Annotated in this window: 16 protein-coding genes and 1 pseudogene; 2 read left to right on the forward strand and 15 right to left on the reverse strand. The window is 54.9% G+C overall.

Translation table 11 applies throughout. The features are described from left to right. Nucleotides 1–22: 22 nt before the first annotated feature. Both recA and pncC read right to left on the reverse strand, forming a co-directional pair. On the reverse strand, nucleotides 23–1,084 hold the full coding sequence (gene recA / locus ACSF8X_RS15380; RefSeq protein WP_047878302.1) for a recombinase RecA: 1,062 nt from the start codon (nucleotides 1,082–1,084) through the stop codon (nucleotides 23–25). Nucleotides 1,085–1,210: 126 nt separating this feature from the next. After that, nucleotides 1,211–1,693, reverse strand: coding sequence for a nicotinamide-nucleotide amidase (gene pncC / locus ACSF8X_RS15385; protein ID WP_500850358.1), 483 nt, complete (start codon nucleotides 1,691–1,693; stop codon nucleotides 1,211–1,213). A gap of 129 nt (nucleotides 1,694–1,822) precedes the next feature. Here pncC and mutS point away from each other — a divergent pair. Continuing rightward, nucleotides 1,823–4,432, forward strand: a pseudogene (gene mutS / locus ACSF8X_RS15390) (DNA mismatch repair protein MutS). 102 nt (nucleotides 4,433–4,534) lie between these two features. Here the strand turns inward: mutS and rpoS are convergent. From rpoS to rlmD, 13 genes are all read right to left on the reverse strand, one after another. Continuing rightward, entirely contained in the window at nucleotides 4,535–5,527 is a 993-nt protein-coding gene (rpoS, locus tag ACSF8X_RS15395; RefSeq protein ID WP_047878305.1) for an RNA polymerase sigma factor RpoS, read from the reverse strand. A 56-nt stretch (nucleotides 5,528–5,583) separates the two neighbouring features. Then, a complete protein-coding gene (locus tag ACSF8X_RS15400) occupies nucleotides 5,584–6,600 on the reverse strand; it encodes a peptidoglycan DD-metalloendopeptidase family protein (protein WP_500850359.1) in 1,017 nt (338 codons plus the stop codon). A gap of 6 nt (nucleotides 6,601–6,606) precedes the next feature. Then, nucleotides 6,607–7,227 carry a protein-L-isoaspartate(D-aspartate) O-methyltransferase gene (locus ACSF8X_RS15405; protein WP_205626064.1) on the reverse strand — a complete coding sequence of 207 codons (621 nt, stop codon included), beginning with the start codon at nucleotides 7,225–7,227 and terminating at the stop codon, nucleotides 6,607–6,609. Between the two features lie 11 nt (nucleotides 7,228–7,238). Beyond that, nucleotides 7,239–7,985: a 5'/3'-nucleotidase SurE gene (gene surE / locus ACSF8X_RS15410; protein WP_047878308.1), complete on the reverse strand. Its 747-nt coding sequence runs from the start codon at nucleotides 7,983–7,985 to the stop codon at nucleotides 7,239–7,241. Further along, nucleotides 7,966–9,027: a tRNA pseudouridine(13) synthase TruD gene (truD, locus tag ACSF8X_RS15415; RefSeq protein ID WP_500850360.1), complete on the reverse strand. Its 1,062-nt coding sequence runs from the start codon at nucleotides 9,025–9,027 to the stop codon at nucleotides 7,966–7,968. Before truD ends, surE begins: the two co-directional genes overlap by 20 nt. A gap of 66 nt (nucleotides 9,028–9,093) precedes the next feature. Beyond that, a complete protein-coding gene (ispF, locus tag ACSF8X_RS15420) occupies nucleotides 9,094–9,567 on the reverse strand; it encodes a 2-C-methyl-D-erythritol 2,4-cyclodiphosphate synthase (RefSeq protein WP_047878353.1) in 474 nt (157 codons plus the stop codon). Further along, a complete protein-coding gene (ispD, locus tag ACSF8X_RS15425; RefSeq protein ID WP_500850361.1) occupies nucleotides 9,567–10,265 on the reverse strand; it encodes a 2-C-methyl-D-erythritol 4-phosphate cytidylyltransferase in 699 nt (232 codons plus the stop codon). The genes ispF and ispD overlap by 1 nt, the downstream gene beginning before the upstream one ends. A 35-nt stretch (nucleotides 10,266–10,300) precedes the next feature. After that, nucleotides 10,301–10,573, reverse strand: coding sequence for a cell division protein FtsB (gene ftsB, locus ACSF8X_RS15430; RefSeq protein WP_047878354.1), 273 nt, complete (start codon nucleotides 10,571–10,573; stop codon nucleotides 10,301–10,303). A 236-nt stretch (nucleotides 10,574–10,809) separates the two neighbouring features. Further along, nucleotides 10,810–12,111, reverse strand: a complete 1,302-nt coding sequence (gene eno / locus ACSF8X_RS15435; RefSeq protein WP_047878311.1) for a phosphopyruvate hydratase — start codon at nucleotides 12,109–12,111, stop codon at nucleotides 10,810–10,812. A gap of 81 nt (nucleotides 12,112–12,192) precedes the next feature. Then, on the reverse strand, nucleotides 12,193–13,833 hold the full coding sequence (gene pyrG, locus ACSF8X_RS15440; protein ID WP_047878312.1) for a CTP synthase: 1,641 nt from the start codon (nucleotides 13,831–13,833) through the stop codon (nucleotides 12,193–12,195). A gap of 184 nt (nucleotides 13,834–14,017) precedes the next feature. Then, nucleotides 14,018–14,818 carry a nucleoside triphosphate pyrophosphohydrolase gene (mazG, locus tag ACSF8X_RS15445; protein WP_047878355.1) on the reverse strand — a complete coding sequence of 267 codons (801 nt, stop codon included), beginning with the start codon at nucleotides 14,816–14,818 and terminating at the stop codon, nucleotides 14,018–14,020. A 72-nt stretch (nucleotides 14,819–14,890) separates the two neighbouring features. Beyond that, nucleotides 14,891–17,122, reverse strand: a complete 2,232-nt coding sequence (gene relA / locus ACSF8X_RS15450; RefSeq protein ID WP_047878313.1) for a GTP diphosphokinase — start codon at nucleotides 17,120–17,122, stop codon at nucleotides 14,891–14,893. 26 nt (nucleotides 17,123–17,148) lie between these two features. Continuing rightward, a complete protein-coding gene (rlmD, locus tag ACSF8X_RS15455; protein WP_047878314.1) occupies nucleotides 17,149–18,468 on the reverse strand; it encodes a 23S rRNA (uracil(1939)-C(5))-methyltransferase RlmD in 1,320 nt (439 codons plus the stop codon). 187 nt (nucleotides 18,469–18,655) lie between these two features. Between rlmD and barA the strand changes: the two genes are divergently transcribed. Continuing rightward, entirely contained in the window at nucleotides 18,656–21,415 is a 2,760-nt protein-coding gene (barA, locus tag ACSF8X_RS15460; RefSeq protein WP_500850362.1) for a two-component sensor histidine kinase BarA, read from the forward strand. Nucleotides 21,416–21,469 lie beyond the last annotated feature (54 nt).

The raw sequence follows: 21,469 nt of genomic DNA on the forward strand, positions 1-21,469 counted from the left end.
TTGCTCAATCTGCTTGGCTGGATCAGAATTCCTGATCTTCTGCATCCATTTTTTCCAAGGCTGCGTCTTCGCCAGCGGCTGCCGCATTTTCCTCGGCGGTGCTTAGCAGCATATCACGCAGCAGCTTTTCGATTTCCGCCGCGATTTCAGGGTTCTCTTGCAGGTGCTTACACGCATTCGCCTTGCCCTGACCGATCTTGTCACCCTTGTAGCTGTACCAGGCACCAGCTTTCTCAACCAGCTTGTTCTTCACGCCAAGGTCAACCAGTTCACCTTCGCGGTTAAAGCCGATACCGTAAAGGATCTGGGTTTCAGCCTGCTTGAACGGCGCGGCAATCTTGTTCTTGACTACCTTAATACGGGTTTCGTTACCAACGACTTCGTCACCGTCTTTGATTGAACCGGTACGGCGAATATCAAGGCGAACAGAAGCGTAGAACTTCAGCGCATTACCACCAGTAGTGGTTTCTGGGTTACCGAACATCACACCGATCTTCATACGGATCTGGTTGATGAAGATACACATACAGTTTGACTGCTTAAGGTTACCCGTTAGCTTACGCATTGCCTGAGACAGCATACGCGCCTGCAGACCCATGTGCGAGTCGCCCATTTCGCCTTCGATTTCCGCCTTCGGCGTCAACGCGGCCACGGAGTCGATAACCAGAATGTCGACAGCGCCTGAACGCGCCAGTGCATCGGCAATTTCAAGCGCCTGCTCACCGGTATCTGGCTGAGACACCAACAGCTGATCGATATCTACGCCCAGCTTCTTGGCATAGATAGGGTCTAGAGCGTGCTCTGCATCGATGAAGGCACAGGTCTTGCCCTGCTTCTGCGCAGCTGAAATCACCTCAAGGGTCAGTGTTGTCTTACCTGATGATTCCGGACCGAAGATTTCAACGATACGGCCCATTGGCAAGCCACCAGCACCCAAGGCGATGTCAAGTGACAACGAGCCCGTAGAGACGGTTTCGACATCCATAGTACGGTTGTCGCCCAGTTTCATGATCGAGCCTTTACCGAATTGCTTTTCAATTTGACCTAAGGCCGCGGCAAGTGCCTTCTGCTTGTTGTCGTCCATTCGAATCTCCAGGGATACTGAATAAATGCTGAGATTAAGTACTGATATTGATTACTAGTATACTGTCTATTCATACAGTGTCTAGTGCTGTGTGAACTTTTTTTTCAATCTGCTGACTGCCTGTCATCATGGCTCAAGCACAACCATCCGCTTGCGCATTCCCTCCAGCGCCACCGTGACCGCCTGCGCTCGAACTGCCGAGCGATCCCCGTCAAACAGATACCTTTCGGCCGAGATCCAGCCATGCCGATCTGCCCACGCGAACCAAACTGTCCCTACCGGCTTACTCTCCGAACCGCCGCCCGGCCCGGCAATACCGCTGATCGCCACACTGATATCGGCCCGAGAATGCGCCAGAGCCCCTGCGGCCATCTCCCTGACCACGGCTTCACTTACTGCACCGTGACTATCGAGAGTTTGCGCCGCGACACCGAGCATCTCCTGTTTGGCTTCGTTGCTATAGGTTACGAAAGCACGGTCAAACCATGCCGAGCTGCCCGCTATATCCGTAATCGCCGTCGCTACCCCGCCACCGGTACATGATTCTGCCGTGGCTGCGACCCATTGTAGGCGAGCGAGCTGCTCACCCAATGCCGTTGCTAATTCCATCTCCGTTTTCCTTCTTCCCGCAGCCCGGTACGAGCTCGCTCAGATGATTAAAATTCCGGCGCACCCTCTTTGCCGACCGGACCGATTCACGTATCCTAGGCGACCAGAAAATTCACCGGATAAGGTGGAATGCTCTCCTCCACCCGGCACAATGTAGCAGGCAAAATCGTGACAGTAAAAGGCATAGAAAAGCATACCCCAATGATGCAGCAGTATTTGAAGATCAAGGCCGAGAACCCCGAGGTCCTGCTGTTCTACCGGATGGGTGACTTCTACGAACTATTTTTTGACGACGCCAAACGCGCTTCGCAACTGCTGGATATCTCCCTGACCAAGCGCGGTGCCTCCAACGGCCAGCCGATCCCGATGGCAGGAGTCCCTTACCATTCCATCGAGGGCTATCTTGCCAAGCTCGTCCAGCAGGGCGTCTCTGCGGCCATCTGCGAGCAGATTGGCGATCCGGCAACCAGCAAGGGACCGGTAGAGCGCAAGGTGGTGCGGATCATCACCCCGGGAACCGTCAGCGACGAGGCCCTGCTCAACGAGCGCCACGACAACCTGATTGCCGCCATCTACCACGAAGGCGATAAATTTGGCTATGCGACCTTGGACATCACCTCCGGCCGCTTCATGCTCACCGAACCGGAAACCGAAGAGGCGATGCAGGCCGAGCTGCAGCGCACCAGCCCGGCAGAGCTGCTCTACCCAGAAGACTTTGCCCTGCCCGGCCTGCTTCAGAGCATCAAAGGAAGCCGCCGCCGCCCGGTCTGGGAGTTCGACCTCGAAACGGCCCGCCAGCAGCTCACTATGCAGTTCGGCACCCGCGATCTGGTCGGCTTCGGCGTCGAGCAGGCCTAGCGTGGCCTATGCGCAGCCGGTTGCCTGCTGCAATATGTGAAAGACACCCAGCGCACCGCCCTGCCTCACATCCGCGCCATTACCTTGGATACCAAAGATCACGCGGTGATCCTCGATGCAGCCACGCGCCGCAACCTAGAGCTGACCCAGAATCTGGCGGGGGGCTATGACAACACGCTGGCATCGGTACTGGACCAGACCGCGACGCCGATGGGTAGCCGCCTGCTAAAGCGCTGGCTGCACCAGCCAATCCGCGACCAGCACCAGCTCAACGGCCGTCTCGACGCCATCGAGACGTTCAAGGACAGCGGTCTGTTTGTCGATCTTGCCGGCGTTCTCCGCCACATGGGGGATCTCGAGCGTATTCTTGCCCGACTGGCCCTGCGCTCGGCTCGTCCTCGCGACCTCGCCCGGATGCGCACTGCCCTCCAATACTTGCCGGAGCTTTCCGATCTGCTCGCCGACATTCCCCAGCAGCGAATTGGCGAACTGGCCCAGTATGCCGCGCCGATGGATGAGCTGTGCGAATTGCTCGAGCGTGCCATTATCGAAAACCCGCCTGTCGTGATCCGCGACGGGGGCGTACTGGCACCGGGATACAATGCCGAGCTAGACGAATGGCGCGATCTGGCTGACGGGGCCACCAAGTTCCTCGAAGAGCTGGAAGCCAGCGAGCGCGAACGCCATGATATCGATACCCTGAAAGTGGGCTTCAACCAAGTCCACGGTTTCTATATCCAGGTCAGCCGTGGCCAAAGCCATCTGGTACCTAGCCACTATGTGCGCCGCCAAACCCTCAAGAATGCCGAGCGCTACATCATCCCCGAGCTCAAAGAGCACGAGGACAAAGTACTCAATTCGAAATCCAAAGCTCTGGCTCTGGAGAAAAAGCTGTGGGAAGAGCTGTTCGACCAGTTGCTGCCGCATCTGGAGCAGCTGCAAAATGCCGCCAGTGCCCTGTCTGAGCTGGATGTTCTTGCCAACTTGGCCGAGCGTGCCGACAGTCTCAACTACTGCCGCCCTGAATTGACGGAAAACACCGGGATCGAAATCACCGCAGGCCGCCACCCGGTAGTCGAGCAGGTACTGAGCGAACCGTTTATCGCCAACCCGATCTCGCTTCATCGCGACCGCCGGATGCTGATCATCACCGGCCCTAATATGGGTGGTAAATCGACCTACATGCGCCAAACGGCCCTGATAGCACTGCTTGCCCATGTCGGCTCTTTCGTACCGGCCGAAGCCGTCAAGATCGGCCCGCTGGATCGGATCTTCACCCGCATCGGCGCCTCGGACGATCTGGCATCGGGACGCTCGACCTTCATGGTCGAAATGACAGAAACGGCCAACATCCTCCACAACGCCACCCAGAACAGCTTGGTGCTGATGGACGAAATCGGCCGGGGTACCAGTACCTATGACGGCCTGTCATTGGCTTGGGCGAGCGCTGAATGGCTGGCTGACAAAATTGCGGCCATGACCCTGTTCGCAACCCACTACTTCGAGCTGACTGAACTGCCATCACTGATCGATGGCCTGGCCAACGTCCACCTTGATGCGGTCGAACACGGTGATGAAATTGCCTTCATGCACGCAGTACAAGAAGGCGCGGCCAGCAAATCATACGGCCTTGCCGTTGCCAGCCTTGCCGGGGTACCGAAATCAGTGATCAAGCGGGCCAAAATCAAGCTCCAGCAACTCGAGGCCAGCGGCCACCAGCAAGCCGTTGCACCGGCTTCGGCCGCCCCGCGCGAAGAGCAGCAACTGAGCCTGATCCCTGAGCCGAGCGAAATCGAAGAGGCTCTGGCCCGGATCAACCCGGATGAAATGACGCCTCGTGAGGCACTCGAGGAGCTTTACCGTCTACGGGCGCTACTGTAAACGGCGCTTCTGTGCAGATGAAATAGAAAGGGTTGATGCTTGGCATCAACCCTTTTTGTTTAGTGCTTTGTTCACCCGCAGCCGCAAAATGGGGGAGAAAAGTTACTGTAGCTCCTGATTGAACAAAGATTCAATGCTTAGCCCTTGGTGGGTCAGCATGTCGCGCAGCCGGCGTAGTCCTTCGACTTGAATTTGGCGAACCCGCTCGCGGGTCAGGCCTATTTCACGGCCGACATCCTCTAGCGTCGAAGCCTCGTAGCCCAACAGGCCGAAACGCCTTGCCAGTACCTCGCGTTGCTTGGGGTTGAGCTCCTGCAGCCAATGGACAATCGATACTTTAATATCATCATCTTGGGTTGACGTCTCAGGGCCCCCGCTTTTTTCATCAGGAATAATATCAAGCAGCGCTTTTTCCGAATCGCCGCCGATCGGGTTATCGACCGAGCCGACCCGTTCGTTGAGTCGCAGCATACGATTCACATCCTCGACAGATTTATCGAGCTTGGTAGCAATATCTTCGGCGGTGGGCTCATGGTCGAGTTTTTGCGCCAGTTCGCGGGCAGTGCGGAGGTAAACGTTGAGTTCTTTTACGACATGGATAGGTAAGCGGATGGTGCGGGTTTGGTTCATTATGGCCCGCTCAATAGTCTGGCGGATCCACCACGTGGCATACGTCGAAAAGCGAAATCCCCGTTCAGGGTCAAACTTCTCAACCGCCCGAATAAGACCAAGGTTGCCTTCTTCAACCAGATCCAACAGGGCTAAGCCGCGGTTGCTATAGCGGCGGGAAATTTTTACAACCAAACGAAGATTACTCTCAATCATTCGCTTGCGGGCAACCTCATCCCCTCGCAGTGCCCGCCGGGCATACAACACTTCCTCTTCGGCGGTCAGCAATGGCGAAAAACCAATTTCACCAAGGTAGAGCTGAGTGGCATCGAGGGCTTTTTGCGTCGTGCCATAACGCGAAAGGTCAATTCCCTCATCAGCACTCTTAACAGCTTCAGCAGGGGTCTCTTCGGTCTCGGTTTCAAGCTCCATTTCAGCGTCGAATTCAAAGTCATCAATATCTGTAGCAGTATTGCTTCTACTCATAGCGCCTCCCAGATGGCGAGTTAGCAAGACATTACAACCTGACTATGCCATGTTGACTATCGCGGTAAATACCGCATTGGATCAACGGATTTACCTTTGTAACGAATCTCAAAGTGCAGTTTTACGTTGGCGGAGCCCGAGCTGCCCATCGACGCGATTTTCTGCCCGGCCTTCACCGGTTGCTGCTCCTTGACAAATAACTGGTCATTGTGTGCATAGGCGCTGAGGTAGTCATCGCTATGCTTGATAATGACCAGGTTGCCATAACCCCGTAGGGCGTTACCTGCATATACCACCACGCCACCAGCGGCTGCGTTGATGGCCTGTCCTCTCTGACCAGCGATATCGATCCCCTTATTGCCATTGTTGGCACTAGAGAACCTCGCAATCACCCGCCCTTTGGCTGGCCATCCCCATGACGCCACTTTGTTGCTAACAGGCTTTGGCTTACTTGTAACAACTTTGTTACTTTTAGGTTTTTGAGAGTACTCCTTTGTGGGAGCTGGATCAATATTTTTATTGATGTTTTTTTGCACAGGTTGCGGTTTTGCTGCCACCTTCTGGGGAGGAGGCGACGCTACTACTGGTTTAGGTTTCGGCGTTGGCTTAGGCGTTGGCTTAGGTGTTGGCTTTACAGCAACGGGAGCTGGCTTGACCACCGGAGTCGGCTTAACCACGGGTTTAGGCGCTACCGGTTTCGCTTTTGGCTTAGGCTTGGCTTTTACCACCGGAGGCTTAGGTTCGACACGTTTGCCGTATTCAGGAGCCACATAACGCGGTTTCCACAGCTGCAGTCGCTGGCCGGGGAAAATAGTATATGGCTTAGACAGGTTGTTATAAGCCACCAACTCGCTCACATCACGGCCGGTGATATACGAGATGAAATAGAGGGTATCGCCCTTTTGGACTTGATAATAGCTCCCCCTGAAGCTCCCACGCTCCAGCGATGCGTAATCCTTGTTAAGGCTCGTCACCGGTGCGGGTGTATGCGAGCTACAAGCACTCACCAGCAAACAGGTGCCTGCGAGCGCCCAACGATACCATTTTGACTTGCCCAAACCCTGTCTAGCCATATTCAGTTATGCCAACTCACCCGGAACCAACGGAACAAAACGGACGGCTTCGATATCCCTGTAGGCAAAGCGATCTGCCTCACGCGTGATCAGCTTGAGCACCTGAGAGCCTTCCCCTACAGGAATGATCAGGCGCCCGCCATCGGCAAGCTGGGCCAGTAACTCAACCGGGATCTCTGCTGCAGCTGCGGTAACAATGATAGCATCAAATGGTGCTTTGCTACGCCACCCCTGCCAGCCGTCACCGTGCTTGGTTGAGATATTGTGAAGATCAAGACGCTTAAAACGCCGTTTAGCCTGCCACTGCAATGACTTGATTCGCTCAACAGAACAAACATGCCCGACCAACTTGGCCAAAACAGCCGTCTGGTAACCCGATCCCGTACCGATCTCCAGCACCCGAGAATGCTCGTCCAACGCCAGCAGTTCGGTCATCTTAGCAACGATATAGGGTTGCGAAATTGTCTGCCCGCTGCCAATCGGCAGGGCATTATTTTCATAGGCTTTGTGTGACAGGGCTTCGTCAATAAACCACTCGCGCGGAATAGATCCGATGGCTTCGAGCACCTTGTCATTACGGATCCCCTGCTGATGCAAATAATTCAGCAAGGCATGCCGCTCTTCCACATAGCGCATTCTTATTGTTTCTCCTGGTGAAGCCAATCACGGATCGCTGCCATGGCATCATGGGCGGTCAAATCAACCTGCAATGGGGTAATCGACACGCAGCGCTGTTCAACGGCGTAAAAATCTGTTCCCGGTCCGGCATCCTGACAGGCACCTGGAGGCCCTAGCCAGTAAAGGGGTTTGCCGCGAGGATCGACGTCCTTGACCATATTCTCAGCACGATGACGGGCTCCAAGCCGCGTCACCTGCCAGTCACCCAGTTCATCAAAGGTGACATCAGGAACATTAATATTGAGTATTTTATTAGTTGGCAAGGGTGTTTTGGCTAAATTTAGCAGAACTTGCTTCACAACCTCTGCCGCCGTTTCAAAATGGGTATCGCCAACAAGGGATACCGCGATAGCCGGTACCCCTAGAAAGTGCCCTTCCGTCGCCGCAGCCACCGTGCCAGAATACAGCACATCATCCCCCAGATTGGCACCGTGGTTGATTCCGGCAACCACAACATCCGGGCGGTAATCGAGCCATTCATTCAAGGCAAAGTGGACACAGTCCGTCGGCGTTCCCTCGACAGAAACACGCCCCTCACCCTCTTCGCGGATACGCAATGGATAATCCAGCGTGAGAGAATTGGAGGCACCGGAGCGGTTGCGATCAGGCGCAACCACCACCACATCACCCAGCTCGCTCAGAACGGATGCCAAGGTATTAATCCCCTTGGCAAAGATCCCGTCATCGTTACTGATCAGAATTCTCATGATTCTCGTCCTGTTGTTCTTGCTCTACCATGAGCTCGCGAACAACTGCTGTCGCAAAGCAGCCCGCAGGCAAAGAGAAAGACACCGTCACCGAATCGCCATCCAGCTGCCAAACCATATCTCTTGGCTTTAGCAATAGCGGGCGGCGCTCATGGCGCATCCGGTTATCGCGGATCAATTTCAGCAACAGCGGCTCGCGCTCGACGATCGACATTTCGAACGCCTCGGCATCAGCCGTTGTCGGCAGCGCGTTATCACCCATCATCGGAGCGGTGATCTGCAACGCACCGGTATCAACCGCCTGCTGCAGTTCAGCCGTCACGGCCTCGACGACAGAGCCGGACTCATTGCTATCCTCAACCCAGTCACCCGCCATCAACTGGTGTACCTGACCCTTGGCGATACGCTCGGACAACACCATATTGAACAACCAAGAACGAGCCGCAGAAAGATAGAAACTGCGCTTGCTCTTGTCACGTACGCGGAACTCGTCATTGCCCCACGCACGCGCCTTGGTGACGTTGTTGCCACCATTGCCAAAACGCTGCTCACCGAAATAGTTCGGTACACCATGCTCGGCAATCTTCGTCAGCCTTGCCACGACGTCGTCTGGCTGGTCCAGATCACGCAGACGCAACTCGAACCAGTTGCCAGACAAATCGCCAGGGCGTAGTTTCTTGTCGTGGCGAGCCGTTTCAATAACCTCAACCCCAGGGTGCTCGGCAACAAAATCCGTTAAGTCTGGATCCGGCTTACCCGGCAGGTGGACACTTAGCCACTGTTCGGTAACGGCATGGCGGTCTTTGAGACCTGCCCAGCTGACATCACGTGACTTCACGCCGCAAGCCTTGGCCAGCTCGTTGACGACATACTTGGTGTTCTCACCCGTCTTGCGGATTTTCACCATGAAGTGCTCGCCGGTGCCGGCAAATGCAAAGCCCAGGTTTTCCTTCACCACAAAATCTTCAGGCTCGACCTTAATGCGACCCTGACAGCTTGGCGCTCCGTATAACCAGCTGAAATGCTCCATAATACCAGACATATTTACACCATAGTGTTCGCTCCGGATCGGCCAGGAAAAGAGTTTCCCGCCGTCACGGCAACGTAATTATTGTTTACAAATCAAAACGACCGCTTCGCAGGCGATGCCTTCTTTACGACCGGTAAAGCCAAGACGCTCCGAGGTGGTCGCCTTGACGTTAATATTCTCAACTGCCGTTTCAAGATCGGCGGCAATCGCTTGGCACATCGCCTCGATGTGCGGTGCCATTTTCGGGGCCTGGGCAATAATCGTGACATCCAGGTTGCCCAGTAGATAGCCTTTGGCCTTGACCTTGCTGTACACGTCGCGCAGCAACATCCGGCTGTCAGCACCTTTCCACTCTGCATCAGTGTCTGGGAAGTGGCGGCCAATGTCGCCGGCACCGATCGCCCCAAGCAAGGCATCGCATACCGCATGCAGGGCAACGTCACCATCAGAGTGGGCCAACAACCCCTGCTCATAAGGTACGGCAACACCACCGATAATCACCGGGCCTTCGCCACCGAACTTGTGTACGTCAAAGCCGTGTCCAATTCGCATCATTGCTCGTCCCTCAATAAGTTTTCCAAATAAAAGGCCGCCAAGGCCAGATCTTCTGGCTGGGTCACCTTCAGGTTATCGGCACGTCCCGCCACCAGTTGAGGTGTCATGCCACAATGTTCGAGTGCAGAGGCTTCGTCGGTCACAACTGCGCCATCGGCCAATGCCGACTCCAATGCCTGCTTAAGTTGGCCGGCACGGAACATCTGCGGGGTAAGGGCATGCCAGAGATCACTGCGGTCAACAGTCTGGGCGATCGCACCACTGCCATTGCCGCGCTTCATGGTATCGCGCACCGGCGCGGCAAGGATTGCGCCGAACTCGCAGGCCTTCGCCGCCGCGATCAGCTTGTCCAAGTCCTCATGGCGCAAGCAAGGCCGGGCCGCATCGTGGACCAATACCCATGCATTGCTATCCCCGATGGCAGCGAGCCCTGCAAATACTGAATCGGCCCGCTCTGCGCCGCCGTTGACCCGCTCGACACGGGGATCCGAGGCCAATGGCAACGCTGGGAAATATGGGTCATCCGGGCTCACGGCCACTACCACCCTCTCGATAGAAGGGTGTTTCAGCAGGCGTGCCACGGTATGTTCAAGAATGGTTTTACCTGCTATCTGCAGGTATTGCTTCGGGCGATCTGCCGCCATGCGGCTGCCGACCCCGGCGGCAGGAACTACCGCTATCATTTCACTGCTCATGGATATCGTAATCGGCCTGCGGCCAGTGAGTTGGATTAATCGCCGACTATGCGGAAGAACGTTTCATCAGGGCGAACCATGCCTAGCTCATTGCGGGCACGTTCCTCAACCGCTTCCAGCCCACGGTTCAAATCGTGGATTTCAACATACATCTGCTGGTTACGCTTGGCCAACTCAGAATTGGCCTGCTGCTGAACGGCTACATTATCGCGAACGGCCAGATAGTCCACCATCCCGTTCTTGCCCAGCCAGAAATCGTACTGCAGCCAGCCCAAGATCATCAGCAATGTCAGTGTTAACAGGCGCATCCGCTCCCCCTGGCTAAATTGATAATCATAGCGCACCATTTCTTGCCTGCTTCCGATAAGCCGGCAATCACACTGTATAAGGTCTTGATTCCATTTCTACAGCGGTGTGGTACGAGCTGATTATCATCCCATAAAGCGTAGTTTGACACTAGCTCCGTCCTGTCATTCGCCCATAAAAAAACCGCCCATAAGGGCGGTTTTTCGAAGGCAAGTAAAACTTGCGTCAAGGCAGGATATTACGCCTGGCCTTTAACTTCTTTAAGACCGTTGAAAGGAGCACGCTCACCTAGTGCTTCTTCGATACGGATTAGCTGGTTGTACTTAGCAACACGGTCAGAACGGCTCATAGAACCAGTCTTGATCTGGCCAGCAGCAGTACCTACCGCTAGGTCAGCGATAGTTGCATCTTCAGTTTCACCTGAACGGTGAGAGATAACTGCAGTGTAACCAGCGTCTTTAGCCATCTTGATTGCAGCTAGAGTTTCAGTTAGAGAACCGATCTGGTTGAACTTGATAAGGATAGAGTTAGCGATGCCTTTCTCGATACCTTCAGCAAGAATCTTAGTGTTAGTTACGAACAGGTCGTCACCAACGATCTGGATTTTCTTACCTAGTTTCTCAGTCTGGTATGCGAAACCATCCCAGTCAGACTCGTCTAGACCGTCTTCGATAGAAACGATTGGGAACTGGTTAGTTAGCTCTTCTAGGAAATCAGAGAATTCGTTTGAAGTGAAGATACGACCTTCGCCTTTCAGGTTGTATTCTTTCTTCTCTGCGTCGTAGAACTCAGATGCTGCACAGTCCATAGCAAGAGTAACGTCTTTGCCTAGCTCGTAGCCAGCAGCAGCAACAGCTTCAGAGATAACTTCTAGAGCTTCAGCGTTAGACTTAAGGTTTGGAGCGAAACCACCTTCGTCACCAACAGCTGTGTTGTAGCCTTTAGACTTAAGAACTTTAGCTAGGTTGTGGAATACTTCCGCACCGATGCGTAGAGCTTCTTTAAGAGTCTTAGCGCCAACTGGCTGAATCATGAACTCTTGGATGTCTACGTTGTTGTCTGCGTGCTCACCACCGTTGATGATGTTCATCATTGGTAGAGGCATAGAGAATACGCCTGGAGTGCCGTTTAGCTCAGCGATGTGCTCGTATAGAGGCATAGCTTTTGCAGCTGCAGCTGCTTTAGCGTTTGCCAGAGATACTGCTAGGATTGCGTTTGCGCCGAAGTTTGACTTGTTCTCAGTACCGTCTAGGTCGATCATGATCTGATCGATTTCAGCCTGAGCTTTCGCGTCTTTACCTACTAGAGCTTCTGCAATAGGACCGTTCACAGCTTCGATAGCTTTAAGAACGCCTTTACCTAGGAAACGAGACTTGTCACCGTCGCGTAGCTCAAGAGCTTCACGAGAACCAGTTGATGCACCAGATGGTGCAGCAGCCATACCTACGAAACCGCCTTCTAGGTGTACTTCCGCTTCAACAGTTGGGTTACCGCGTGAATCGATAATTTCACGACCTAGAACTTTAACGATCTTAGACATTGTGTTTCCTCTTGCTTTATCTTGAATTTAAAAGCTAAAAAAATAGCTGCAGCTAACACCTGCCGCAGCTATCCGTAATCCTTACTTGTTTAGCTCACCACGCTGGTTCGCACCAGCCGCTTTCACAAAGCCCTCGAACAGAGGATGGCCATCGCGAGGCGTTGAGGTGAACTCTGGGTGGAACTGAGCAGCCACGAACCATGGGTGACCCGTGTTCTCAACGATTTCCACCAGCTTCTTGTCTGCAGACAGACCAGAAATCTTCAAGCCCGCCTTCTCAAGTTGAGCGACGTACTTGTTGTTTACTTCGTAACGGTGACGGTGACGCTCGTGTACAGTTGGGTTACCGTACAGCTCACGAGCCTTGGTGCCATCAACTAGGTGACATAGCTGAGAGCCAAGGCGCATCGTACCGCCTAGGTCAGACTTCTCGCTACGCTCTTCAACGTTACCTTCGTTGTCTACCCACTCAGTGATCAGGCCAACAACAGGGTGCTTAGTTTCAGCGTTGAACTCTGTTGAGTGCGCGCCTTCCAAGCCAGCAACGTTACGAGCGAACTCGATCAGTGCAACCTGCATACCCAGGCAGATGCCAAGGTAAGGGATTTTGTTTTCACGAGCATACTGTGCTGTCAGGATCTTGCCTTCAACACCACGGTTGCCGAAGCCACCTGGTACCAAGATTGCGTCAAGGCCTTCAAGAATTTCAGTACCTTTAGACTCAACGTCCTGAGAATCCACATAGCGGATTTTCACTGACAGACGGTTTTTCAGACCCGCGTGCTTAAGTGCTTCGTTCACAGACTTGTATGCATCCGGCAGTTCGATGTACTTGCCGACCATACCGATAGTCACTTCGCCGGTTGGGTTTGCTTCTTCGTAGATAACCTGTTCCCACTCAGACAGATCCGCTTCCGGCGCTGTAATGCCGAAACGCTGGCACACTAGATCATCAAGACCCTGTGCTTTGATTAGCTGAGGGATCTTGTAGATTGAATCTACGTCTTTCATTGAGATAACGGCTTTTTCCTGCACGTTACAGAACAGGGCAATCTTCGCACGCTCGTTTGCAGGGATCATGCGGTCGCTACGGCAGATCAGCACGTCAGGCTGGATACCGATAGACAGCAGTTCCTTAACAGAGTGTTGGGTCGGCTTAGTCTTAACTTCGCCAGCCGCAGCCAAGTATGGTACCAGTGTCAGGTGCATGAACATCGCGCGCTCGCGGCCTAGTTCTACAGCAAGCTGACGGATAGCTTCCATAAATGGTAGAGATTCGATATCACCAACGGTACCGCCCACTTCCACGATAGCAACATCGTGACCTTGTGCACCGGCGATAACGCGTTCTTTGATCGCGTTGGTAATGTGAGGGATAACCTGAATAGTTGCACCCAAGTAGTCACCGCGACGCTCTTTACGCAGAACGTCCGCGTATACGCGGCCTGCTGTAAAGTTGTTGCGCTTGGTCATCTTGGTGCGGATGAAACGCTCATAGTGACCTAGGTCAAGGTCAGTCTCTGCACCGTCTTCCGTAACGAATACTTCACCATGCTGAATTGGGCTCATTGTGCCTGGGTCAACGTTGATGTAAGGGTCTAGTTTCATCATGGTCACGTTAAGACCACGAGCTTCTAGAATAGCTGCTAGAGATGCAGCAGCAATGCCTTTACCTAGTGAGGATACGACCCCGCCCGTAACAAAAATGTAATTCGTTGTCATGTTTTACCTGGAAGATTGGTATAGAGGATAAAATGTATCTGGACGGGAAATTAGTATACCAGACACGTTTTATCGCCACAACGTGAAAACTATCACAGCAGGATTGGTTTTTTTTTGTTTCAAATCAATTCTGCATAATTGGAGTGCTATCAACCGTATAGTCAATAGCAAATCCCGCCGCCGCTCACTTTTCCGCAGCCTTGACCTGCTCCCAAATCTTGTCCAATTCGGCCAAAGTACAGTCTTCGAGCTGCCTCCCTTTTTCTAGCACATTTTTCTCCACTTCGCGAAATCGCCGTTCAAATTTTTGGTTGGCGCGCTGAAGGGCATGCTCGGGTTTGACTTGCAAATGGCGGCTGAAATTGGCCACGGCAAACAGCAAATCCCCCATTTCCTCTTCGATCCTGTCCTGGTCCTGTGGCACTTGGATAACCTCTTCCAGCACTTCGTCGATTTCCTCATGGACCTTGTCGACCACCGGCCCCAGCGTATCCCAATCGAAGCCGTGCTTGGCACAGCGCTTCTGGATTTTATCTGCCCGAGTCAGGGCCGGAAGGGCTCGCGGTATATTGGCCAGCACGCTGGTGTCCTCACCCTTGTCGGCTCGCTCCTTGGCTTTCTCCGCCTCCCAGTTGGCGCTGATCTCCGCCTCGCTGGCAAACTCGCTACCGGCAAAAACATGAGGATGGCGACGGATTAGCTTCTCATTGAGCCCTGCCACCACTTGGTCAAAATCAAACAGCCCCTGCTCCTTGCCCAGCTGGCTGTAAAAAATAACCTGAAACAGCAAATCACCCAGCTCCTCACGGACATCGCCCCAATTTTCCTGCCCGATGGCATCCGCCACCTCGTAGGCTTCTTCGAGGGTATGCGGCACGATAGTGGCAAAGGTCTGCTTGCGATCCCACGGACAACCCTGCTCCGGATCGCGCAGGGTAGCCATAATCTCAACCAATTGTTCAATCGGGCTCTGTGTCTTGCTCATAAATACCATTCTCTGGTTAGAAAAGAAAAAGCGGCAGCCTTCGCTCCCGCTCTTTGGTTTGTCGCCTACGGCTTAGTGCAGACGTTTGGCTTCTGCCACATCGCGCACCTGCTCAATCCGCTTAAGCACCCGCCCCAGCACATCAAGATCCGTCAGCTCAAGGTCGAAGTCCATAATCGACATCTGCTTTTTGAAGTCAACCCGACTCTTCATCCCCGCCACCTTGACCTTTTCGTTGGCCAAGGTGTTGGTCAACTCCTTGAGCAAACCGTTACGCTCGGATGCCGTTACCCGCACCGTGATGTTGTAGTTGCCGACAAAACCGCCGCCCCATACGGTGTCGATGATCCGCTCCGGGGCAACATGGCGTAGCTCCTCAAGCTGCTCACAATCGCTGCGGTGGACCGAGATACCACGCCCCTGTGTCACGAACCCTTGGATCTCATCGCCAGGAATAGGCTGGCAACAGCGGGCCAGGTGGGTCATCAGGTTATCGACCCCTTCAACCACCACGGCGTCACGCTGTGGCTTCTTGGAGCCAGGAGCCTTGCTGCCCGCCCCCGTCAGCTTCTCGAGCAGTTGCTGGTCTTCTTCTTCAGCCGTCGGCTTGTTGACCAGCGCATTGATGTGGTTGAGCACCTGGTTGATTCGCAAATCACCACTGCCGACACCAGCGTACAATTCATCGGCCGAGTTAACATTGAAGCGCTTGAGGGCATAGGCCTCGGCATCCTTGAGCGTCGCACCGATTTTACCCAGCTCGTGCTCCAAAATTTCACGGCCCGCCGCGATATTCTTGTCTCGGTCCTGCTTGCGGAACCAAGCATGAACCTTGGCACGAGCACGGCTCGACGTGACAAAGCCGAGGTTCGGGTTGAGCCAATCACGCGATGGGTTCGGCTCCTTCTGGGTGATAATCTCGACCTGATCCCCCATCTGCAAGTGATAGGTAAACGGTACAATCCGCCCCTCCACCTTGGCGCCGATACAGCGGTGTCCAACTTCGGAGTGAATATGATAGGCAAAGTCCAACGGCGTCGCATTGAGCGGCAGGTCGACCACGTCCCCCTTCGGGGTAAAAGCGTAGACCCGATCATCGAACACCTGACTACGCAGCTCCTCGATCATCTCACCGGAGTCGGACATCTCCTCCTGCCACGCCAACAGCTTGCGCAGCCAGTTGATCTTCTCGTCGTAGGACGACTTGGCACCACCGGACGACGAGCCGCTCTCCTTGTACTTCCAGTGGGCGGCAACACCCAGCTCCGACTCCTCGTGCATCTGCTTGGTTCGGATCTGGATTTCTATGGTTTTGCCTTCCGGCCCCAGTACCACGGTATGGATTGACTGGTAACCGTTAGGTTTCGGGTTGGCCACATAGTCGTCAAACTCTTTGGGCAAATGACGATACTTGGTGTGAACGATACCGAGCGCGGCATAGCAGTCCTGCAGCTCGTCGGCGATGATCCGCACCGCTCGTACGTCGAACAACTCGTCGAACGCCAAGCTCTTCTTCTGCATCTTGCGCCAGATGCTGTAGATATGCTTCGGCCGCCCCTGTACCTCAGCCTTGATACACGATGCCTTCATCGCATCGGCCAGATCCGTCACGAAATGCTCGATATAGTGCTCTCGGTCGATCCGCCGCTCGGCCAATTGCTTGGCGATCTGCTTGTAGGTATTTGGATGACGGTAACGGAAGGCGTAATCTTCAATTTCCCATTTAAGCTGGCCGATCCCCAAACGGTTAGCCAGCGGGGCATAGATGTTGGCACACTCCTTGGCGGCGGCGCGGCGAACCTCGTCCGGCTCGTCCTTCACTTCGCGAAGGTTGCAGATCCGCTCCGCCAGCTTGATCACCACGCAACGGAAATCATCCACCATGGAGAGCAGCATCCGGCGGATATTATCGACCTGAACCGATTGCTCCGCCCCTTCGGTCGTCGCATTGAGCTGGCCGATCGCCGCCATCTGGCTGACCCCGGTAACCATCTGCAAAATCGTCGCGCTGTAGTCTTCCTTCAAAGCCTCCGGCTCATATACGCCCGCCTCCATCAGCGGGAACAGCAACGCAGCGGTGAGGGTATCCTTATCCATGCTCAGGGTGACAAGAATTTCGACCATCTCGCGCCCGCGCCACAACAAGAGTGGCCCCGAGTCGACATTTGCCGTGAGATCAATACACCGCTGGTAAGTTTGCCTGATGCGTTCTGCCACCTTGGCATCCTGCTTGAGGCTTTCCACCCAGGATGAAAGCTCAAATTTATCATTTTCCTTTAAGTGCGCACCGCGTACTGCGACCATGTTTCTTTCCTGTTCTTCTGTAATGGCTAAGGCTGTTTAACAAACAACGCCATTGACTCTAAATGCCCGGTATGGGGGAACATGTCCATCATACCAAGCTTTTCCAACTGATACCCCTGCTCCAAGAGCACTTGGCTATCTCGGGCAAGGGTGGCAGGGTTACACGAAACGTAGACGACCCGCTCAGGACGTAGCCCCACCACATGCTGCATCACCCCGGCCGCACCGGCACGGGCCGGATCGAGCAGCACTTTGTCAAAGCGCTCCTTCGCCCACGCCATCTTGGTCACATCGTCTTCAAGGTTGGCTTGGAAAAATGCCGCATTTGCCAGCCCGTTGTGCTGGGCATTGTCACCAGCACGATGCACCATCTCGTCGATGCCTTCAACACCGACCAGCGCTTTGGCCTGCTTTGCCAACGGCAAACTGAAGTTCCCCAACCCGCAGAACAGATCCAGCACCCGGTCCCCCGGCGCCACCGCCAGCCAGTCCATCGCCTGAGCCACCATTTTGCGGTTCACCTCGGCATTGACCTGGATAAAGTCCTTCGGCGAGAACACCAACTCCAGACCATCAAGTTCATAATATGGCTTTTTGTCTGACATCGCATCGAGCTGATCGGCCGTTGGCGCCAAGAACAACATTAGCTGATGGGTGTCAGCAAACTCACGGAGCAGGGTCATATCTTTGTCAGAAAACGGCTGGAGGTGGCGGATCAGCACCACTCGACCATTGTCGGCCTCAACCAGCTCAACATGGCCCAGCGCCTTGCGCGCCTGCAGCTTGCCCAATACCTCTCGGAGCGAAGGGAGCAGCGCATTGAGGGACTCAGCCAATACCGGGCAGTGCTCGACATCGACAATTTCCTTGCTCTGCTTTTTGCGGAAGCCCACTCGCAGACCGCCGCCGGCAGGCAGTACGGCAAAGCGGGCACAGCGGCGGTAACCCCATGGCGCACTGGCAATCGGCTCAGCCTGCTCGATATGGCCCGCCTTGGCGAACTTGCCCATCAACTCACCCAATGCCTGCTGCTTGGCAGCAACCTGGCCATCGTGCGACAGATGCTGAAGGTTGCAGCCGCCACATTCCGCATACAGCGGACAGGCAGGGGCAACACGCTGGTCGCTGTCGTTCAAGCGGCGCATCACCTTGGCACGGGCATACTGCTTCTTGTCCTCGGTGAGCTGTACCACCACCTTTTCGCCCGGCAGGGCGCCATCAACAAAAACCGGCTTGCGGTCAAGATGACCGATACCGGCACCCTGATGATCAAAGCGGTTGATGGTGATTTCTTTGTGCTTGGTATCCGTAATTTTACGTTTCTGAGGCTTGAAAAAGCGTGCCATAGTGTTTCGACTCACAGTGCAGGTAGTCAAACTGAGTGACATCCACTACAGTTTGTTATTCGTTCGTTGTCGAATAGCCCTAGTTTCATTAAGCTATCGACCTAATACACCCCGCGACCTTTCATCATTCGCAGGGAAATAAGCACCAATTCTCCCACAGAATCGCATTCTTGTAATTAAGTGAACCATGACCAAATATGGACTTCGTGCCAGGGTCTTCACCCTGACATTAGCACCGACCCTGATTATTGGCCTGCTTTTGAGCGCATTTTTTACCATGAGCCGGTACCGCGACCTTGAGCACCAACTTATCTCGACCGGTGCCAGTATTATCGAGCCGCTTGCCATCTCGACCGAATACGGTATGGCCGACCAAAACCGCGAAGCCGTTAGACGGCTGATTAGTTATGCTCATCGCAAACACTCGCAGATTGTCCGCAGCATTGCTGTATTCACTCCGTCCAACGATCTGTTCGTCACCTCGAACTTCCACCGCAATTTCGAAGCGCTGATGTACCCGGCCGACCAGCCGATCCCGATGCTGCTCGAAACCCGGCTCAACGACAACTCCCTGATCCTGCGCGCCCCTATCCTAAAGGAAGGGCCGCTCGGCAGCAGTATCAGCGCTGGCTACCAAGCCGAGGCCATTGGCTACATCGCGGTTGAGCTGGATCTTAGTTCGCTGCGCCTGCAGCAATACCAAGAAATATTCACAGCCCTGATGGTACTGCTGTTCGGGCTGACCCTGTCGTCGCTGTTCGCCTACCGGCTGATGAAAGACGTTACCCGCCCGATCTCGCACATGGTCAGCGTAGTCGACCGAATCCGCCGCGGCCACCTCGATGTACGAATCGAAGGGCAACTGCTCGGCGAGCTCGATACCCTCAAGAACGGGATCAACGCGATGGCCATCTCGCTGTCGGAATACCATATCGAAATGCAGCAGAGCATCGACCAGGCCACCTCGGATCTGCGCGAGACCCTCGAGCAGCTCGAAATCCAGAATGTCGAGCTCGACATCGCCAAGAAACGCGCCCAGGAAGCGGCACGGGTCAAATCCGAGTTTCTGGCCAATATGTCACACGAGCTGCGCACCCCGCTCAACGGTGTCATCGGCTTTACCCGCCAGATGCTCAAGACCCGCCTGAGCACCAGCCAGCAGGACTACCTGCAGACTATCGAGAAGTCGGCCAACAACCTGCTGACAATCATCAACGACATCCTCGACTTCTCGAAGCTCGAGGCTGGCAAGCTGCTGCTTGAGAATATCCCGTTCGACTTTACCGAGTCCCTCGATGAGGTAATGAAGCTGCTGGCACCAAGTGCCCACGAAAAGGGCCTCGAACTCACCCTCAAGATCGACCACCGCGTGCCAGCGGGTCTGATTGGCGATCCGCTGCGGATCCAGCAGGTTCTGACCAACCTGATCGGCAACGCGGTCAAGTTCACCGAACGCGGCAACATCGATGTCGCGGTGGAGATGCGCAACGACAAGGACGAGTTCATCGAACTTCAATTCATGGTTCGCGATACCGGGATCGGGATCTCGGAGCGCCAGCAGGCCCAGCTGTTCCAAGCATTCAGCCAAGCTGACGCCAGTATTTCACGACGCTACGGCGGTACCGGCCTTGGCTTGGTGATCACCCAGAAGCTCGTCAGCCAGATGGGTGGGGAAATCAGCCTGACCAGCCGGCTCCATCAGGGGTCGACCTTCTGGTTCAGCCTGCGCCTGAGCAAGACCGACCTACCCGTCTCGCAACCTATCGATACCCGCCAGCTGAGCAACAAAAAGCTACTGCTGATCGAGCCGAACATGCAGGCGGCATCAGTACTGCAGCAACGCTTGATCCGGGCGGGCATCCACGTGACCTACCGCTCGACCATGCCGGATGAGGCAGAGCAACACGACTTTACCCTGCTCAACCTCTCGCCGGGCGAACAGCCACCGCTGGCCAGCCTGCTCGATACCGTGTTCAAGGCCGAGCAGCTTAGCGACAAGGTTATCGTCAGCCTGCCGACCACCGAGCTGGCCCTGTCCGAACGACTGATCAATGCCGGGGTATCCGCCTGCCTGCCGAAGCCGATTGGCCACCGCAAGCTATTCGAAGCCCTGTGCTGCCAGCCGGACATCTTCAGCGAGCCTGAGCTGCTGCCGGACGAGGACGAGGCTCAAACCGTCCAGCCGCTCACAGTGATGGCGGTTGACGACAACCCGGCCAACCTGAAACTGATCTCCGCCCTGCTCAGCGAGCGGGTCGAAACCGTGATCACCGCAACCGGCGGCCGCAAGGCGGTCGAATATGCCCGCCAAAAGCAATTCGACCTGATCTTCATGGATATCCAGATGCCGGAAATGGACGGGGTCAGTGCCTGCCAGGCAATCCACCAAACCGATCTCAACCACAACACGCCGGTCATCGCCGTTACAGCCCATGCTATGGCAGGAGAACGCGAGCGCCTGATCGAAGCGGGAATGGACGACTACCTGACCAAACCCATCGAAGAGCATATCCTGCTGCAAATCCTGTCTAAGTGGGCGGCACCGACCGGAAAAGAGCCAGCGCCCCTGACAGCACAAACCAGCCAGAGCCAGCCAGAGCCAGCCAACAGCAATGTCAGCTGGGACTGGGCTCTAGCGCTCAAGCAAGCCGCCGGCAAAGAGGACTTGGCCAAAGACATGTTGCAGATGCTGCTCGACTTCATGCCCGAGGTCGAACTGCTGGTCAACGAGGTGCTGGACGGCAAGGAGATCGAGCTGTGGCCGCCTATCCACAAGCTCCACGGCAGCTGCGCCTACAGCGGCGTGCCGCGCCTGAAGAACCTGTGCCATACCATCGAAACGGCGCTCAAGGCAGGGGCCAGCAGCGAGGACATCGAGCCAGAGCTGTACGAACTCATCGACGAGATGAACAACGTGGTCAAGGCATCCAAAAGCTACCGCCCGTAATACCTACGGCCCTATCGGGCAACAACGAAAAAGGCGAGCCAGATGGCTCGCCTT

Source organism: Photobacterium panuliri (assembly GCF_059920555.1).

Coding starts and splice junctions, on each gene's coding strand:
- recA (WP_047878302.1), bottom strand. CDS start 1,084: ATGGACGACAACAAGCAGAAGGCACTTGCCGCGGCCTTAGGTCAAATT.
- pncC (WP_500850358.1), bottom strand. CDS start 1,693: ATGGAATTAGCAACGGCATTGGGTGAGCAGCTCGCTCGCCTACAATGG.
- rpoS (WP_047878305.1), bottom strand. CDS start 5,527: ATGAGTAGAAGCAATACTGCTACAGATATTGATGACTTTGAATTCGAC.
- ACSF8X_RS15400 (WP_500850359.1), bottom strand. CDS start 6,600: ATGGCTAGACAGGGTTTGGGCAAGTCAAAATGGTATCGTTGGGCGCTC.
- surE (WP_047878308.1), bottom strand. CDS start 7,985: ATGAGAATTCTGATCAGTAACGATGACGGGATCTTTGCCAAGGGGATT.
- truD (WP_500850360.1), bottom strand. CDS start 9,027: ATGTCTGGTATTATGGAGCATTTCAGCTGGTTATACGGAGCGCCAAGC.
- ispF (WP_047878353.1), bottom strand. CDS start 9,567: ATGCGAATTGGACACGGCTTTGACGTACACAAGTTCGGTGGCGAAGGC.
- ispD (WP_500850361.1), bottom strand. CDS start 10,265: ATGAGCAGTGAAATGATAGCGGTAGTTCCTGCCGCCGGGGTCGGCAGC.
- ftsB (WP_047878354.1), bottom strand. CDS start 10,573: ATGCGCCTGTTAACACTGACATTGCTGATGATCTTGGGCTGGCTGCAG.
- eno (WP_047878311.1), bottom strand. CDS start 12,111: ATGTCTAAGATCGTTAAAGTTCTAGGTCGTGAAATTATCGATTCACGC.
- pyrG (WP_047878312.1), bottom strand. CDS start 13,833: ATGACAACGAATTACATTTTTGTTACGGGCGGGGTCGTATCCTCACTA.
- mazG (WP_047878355.1), bottom strand. CDS start 14,818: ATGAGCAAGACACAGAGCCCGATTGAACAATTGGTTGAGATTATGGCT.
- relA (WP_047878313.1), bottom strand. CDS start 17,122: ATGGTCGCAGTACGCGGTGCGCACTTAAAGGAAAATGATAAATTTGAG.
- rlmD (WP_047878314.1), bottom strand. CDS start 18,468: ATGGCACGCTTTTTCAAGCCTCAGAAACGTAAAATTACGGATACCAAG.
- barA (WP_500850362.1), top strand. CDS start 18,656: ATGACCAAATATGGACTTCGTGCCAGGGTCTTCACCCTGACATTAGCA.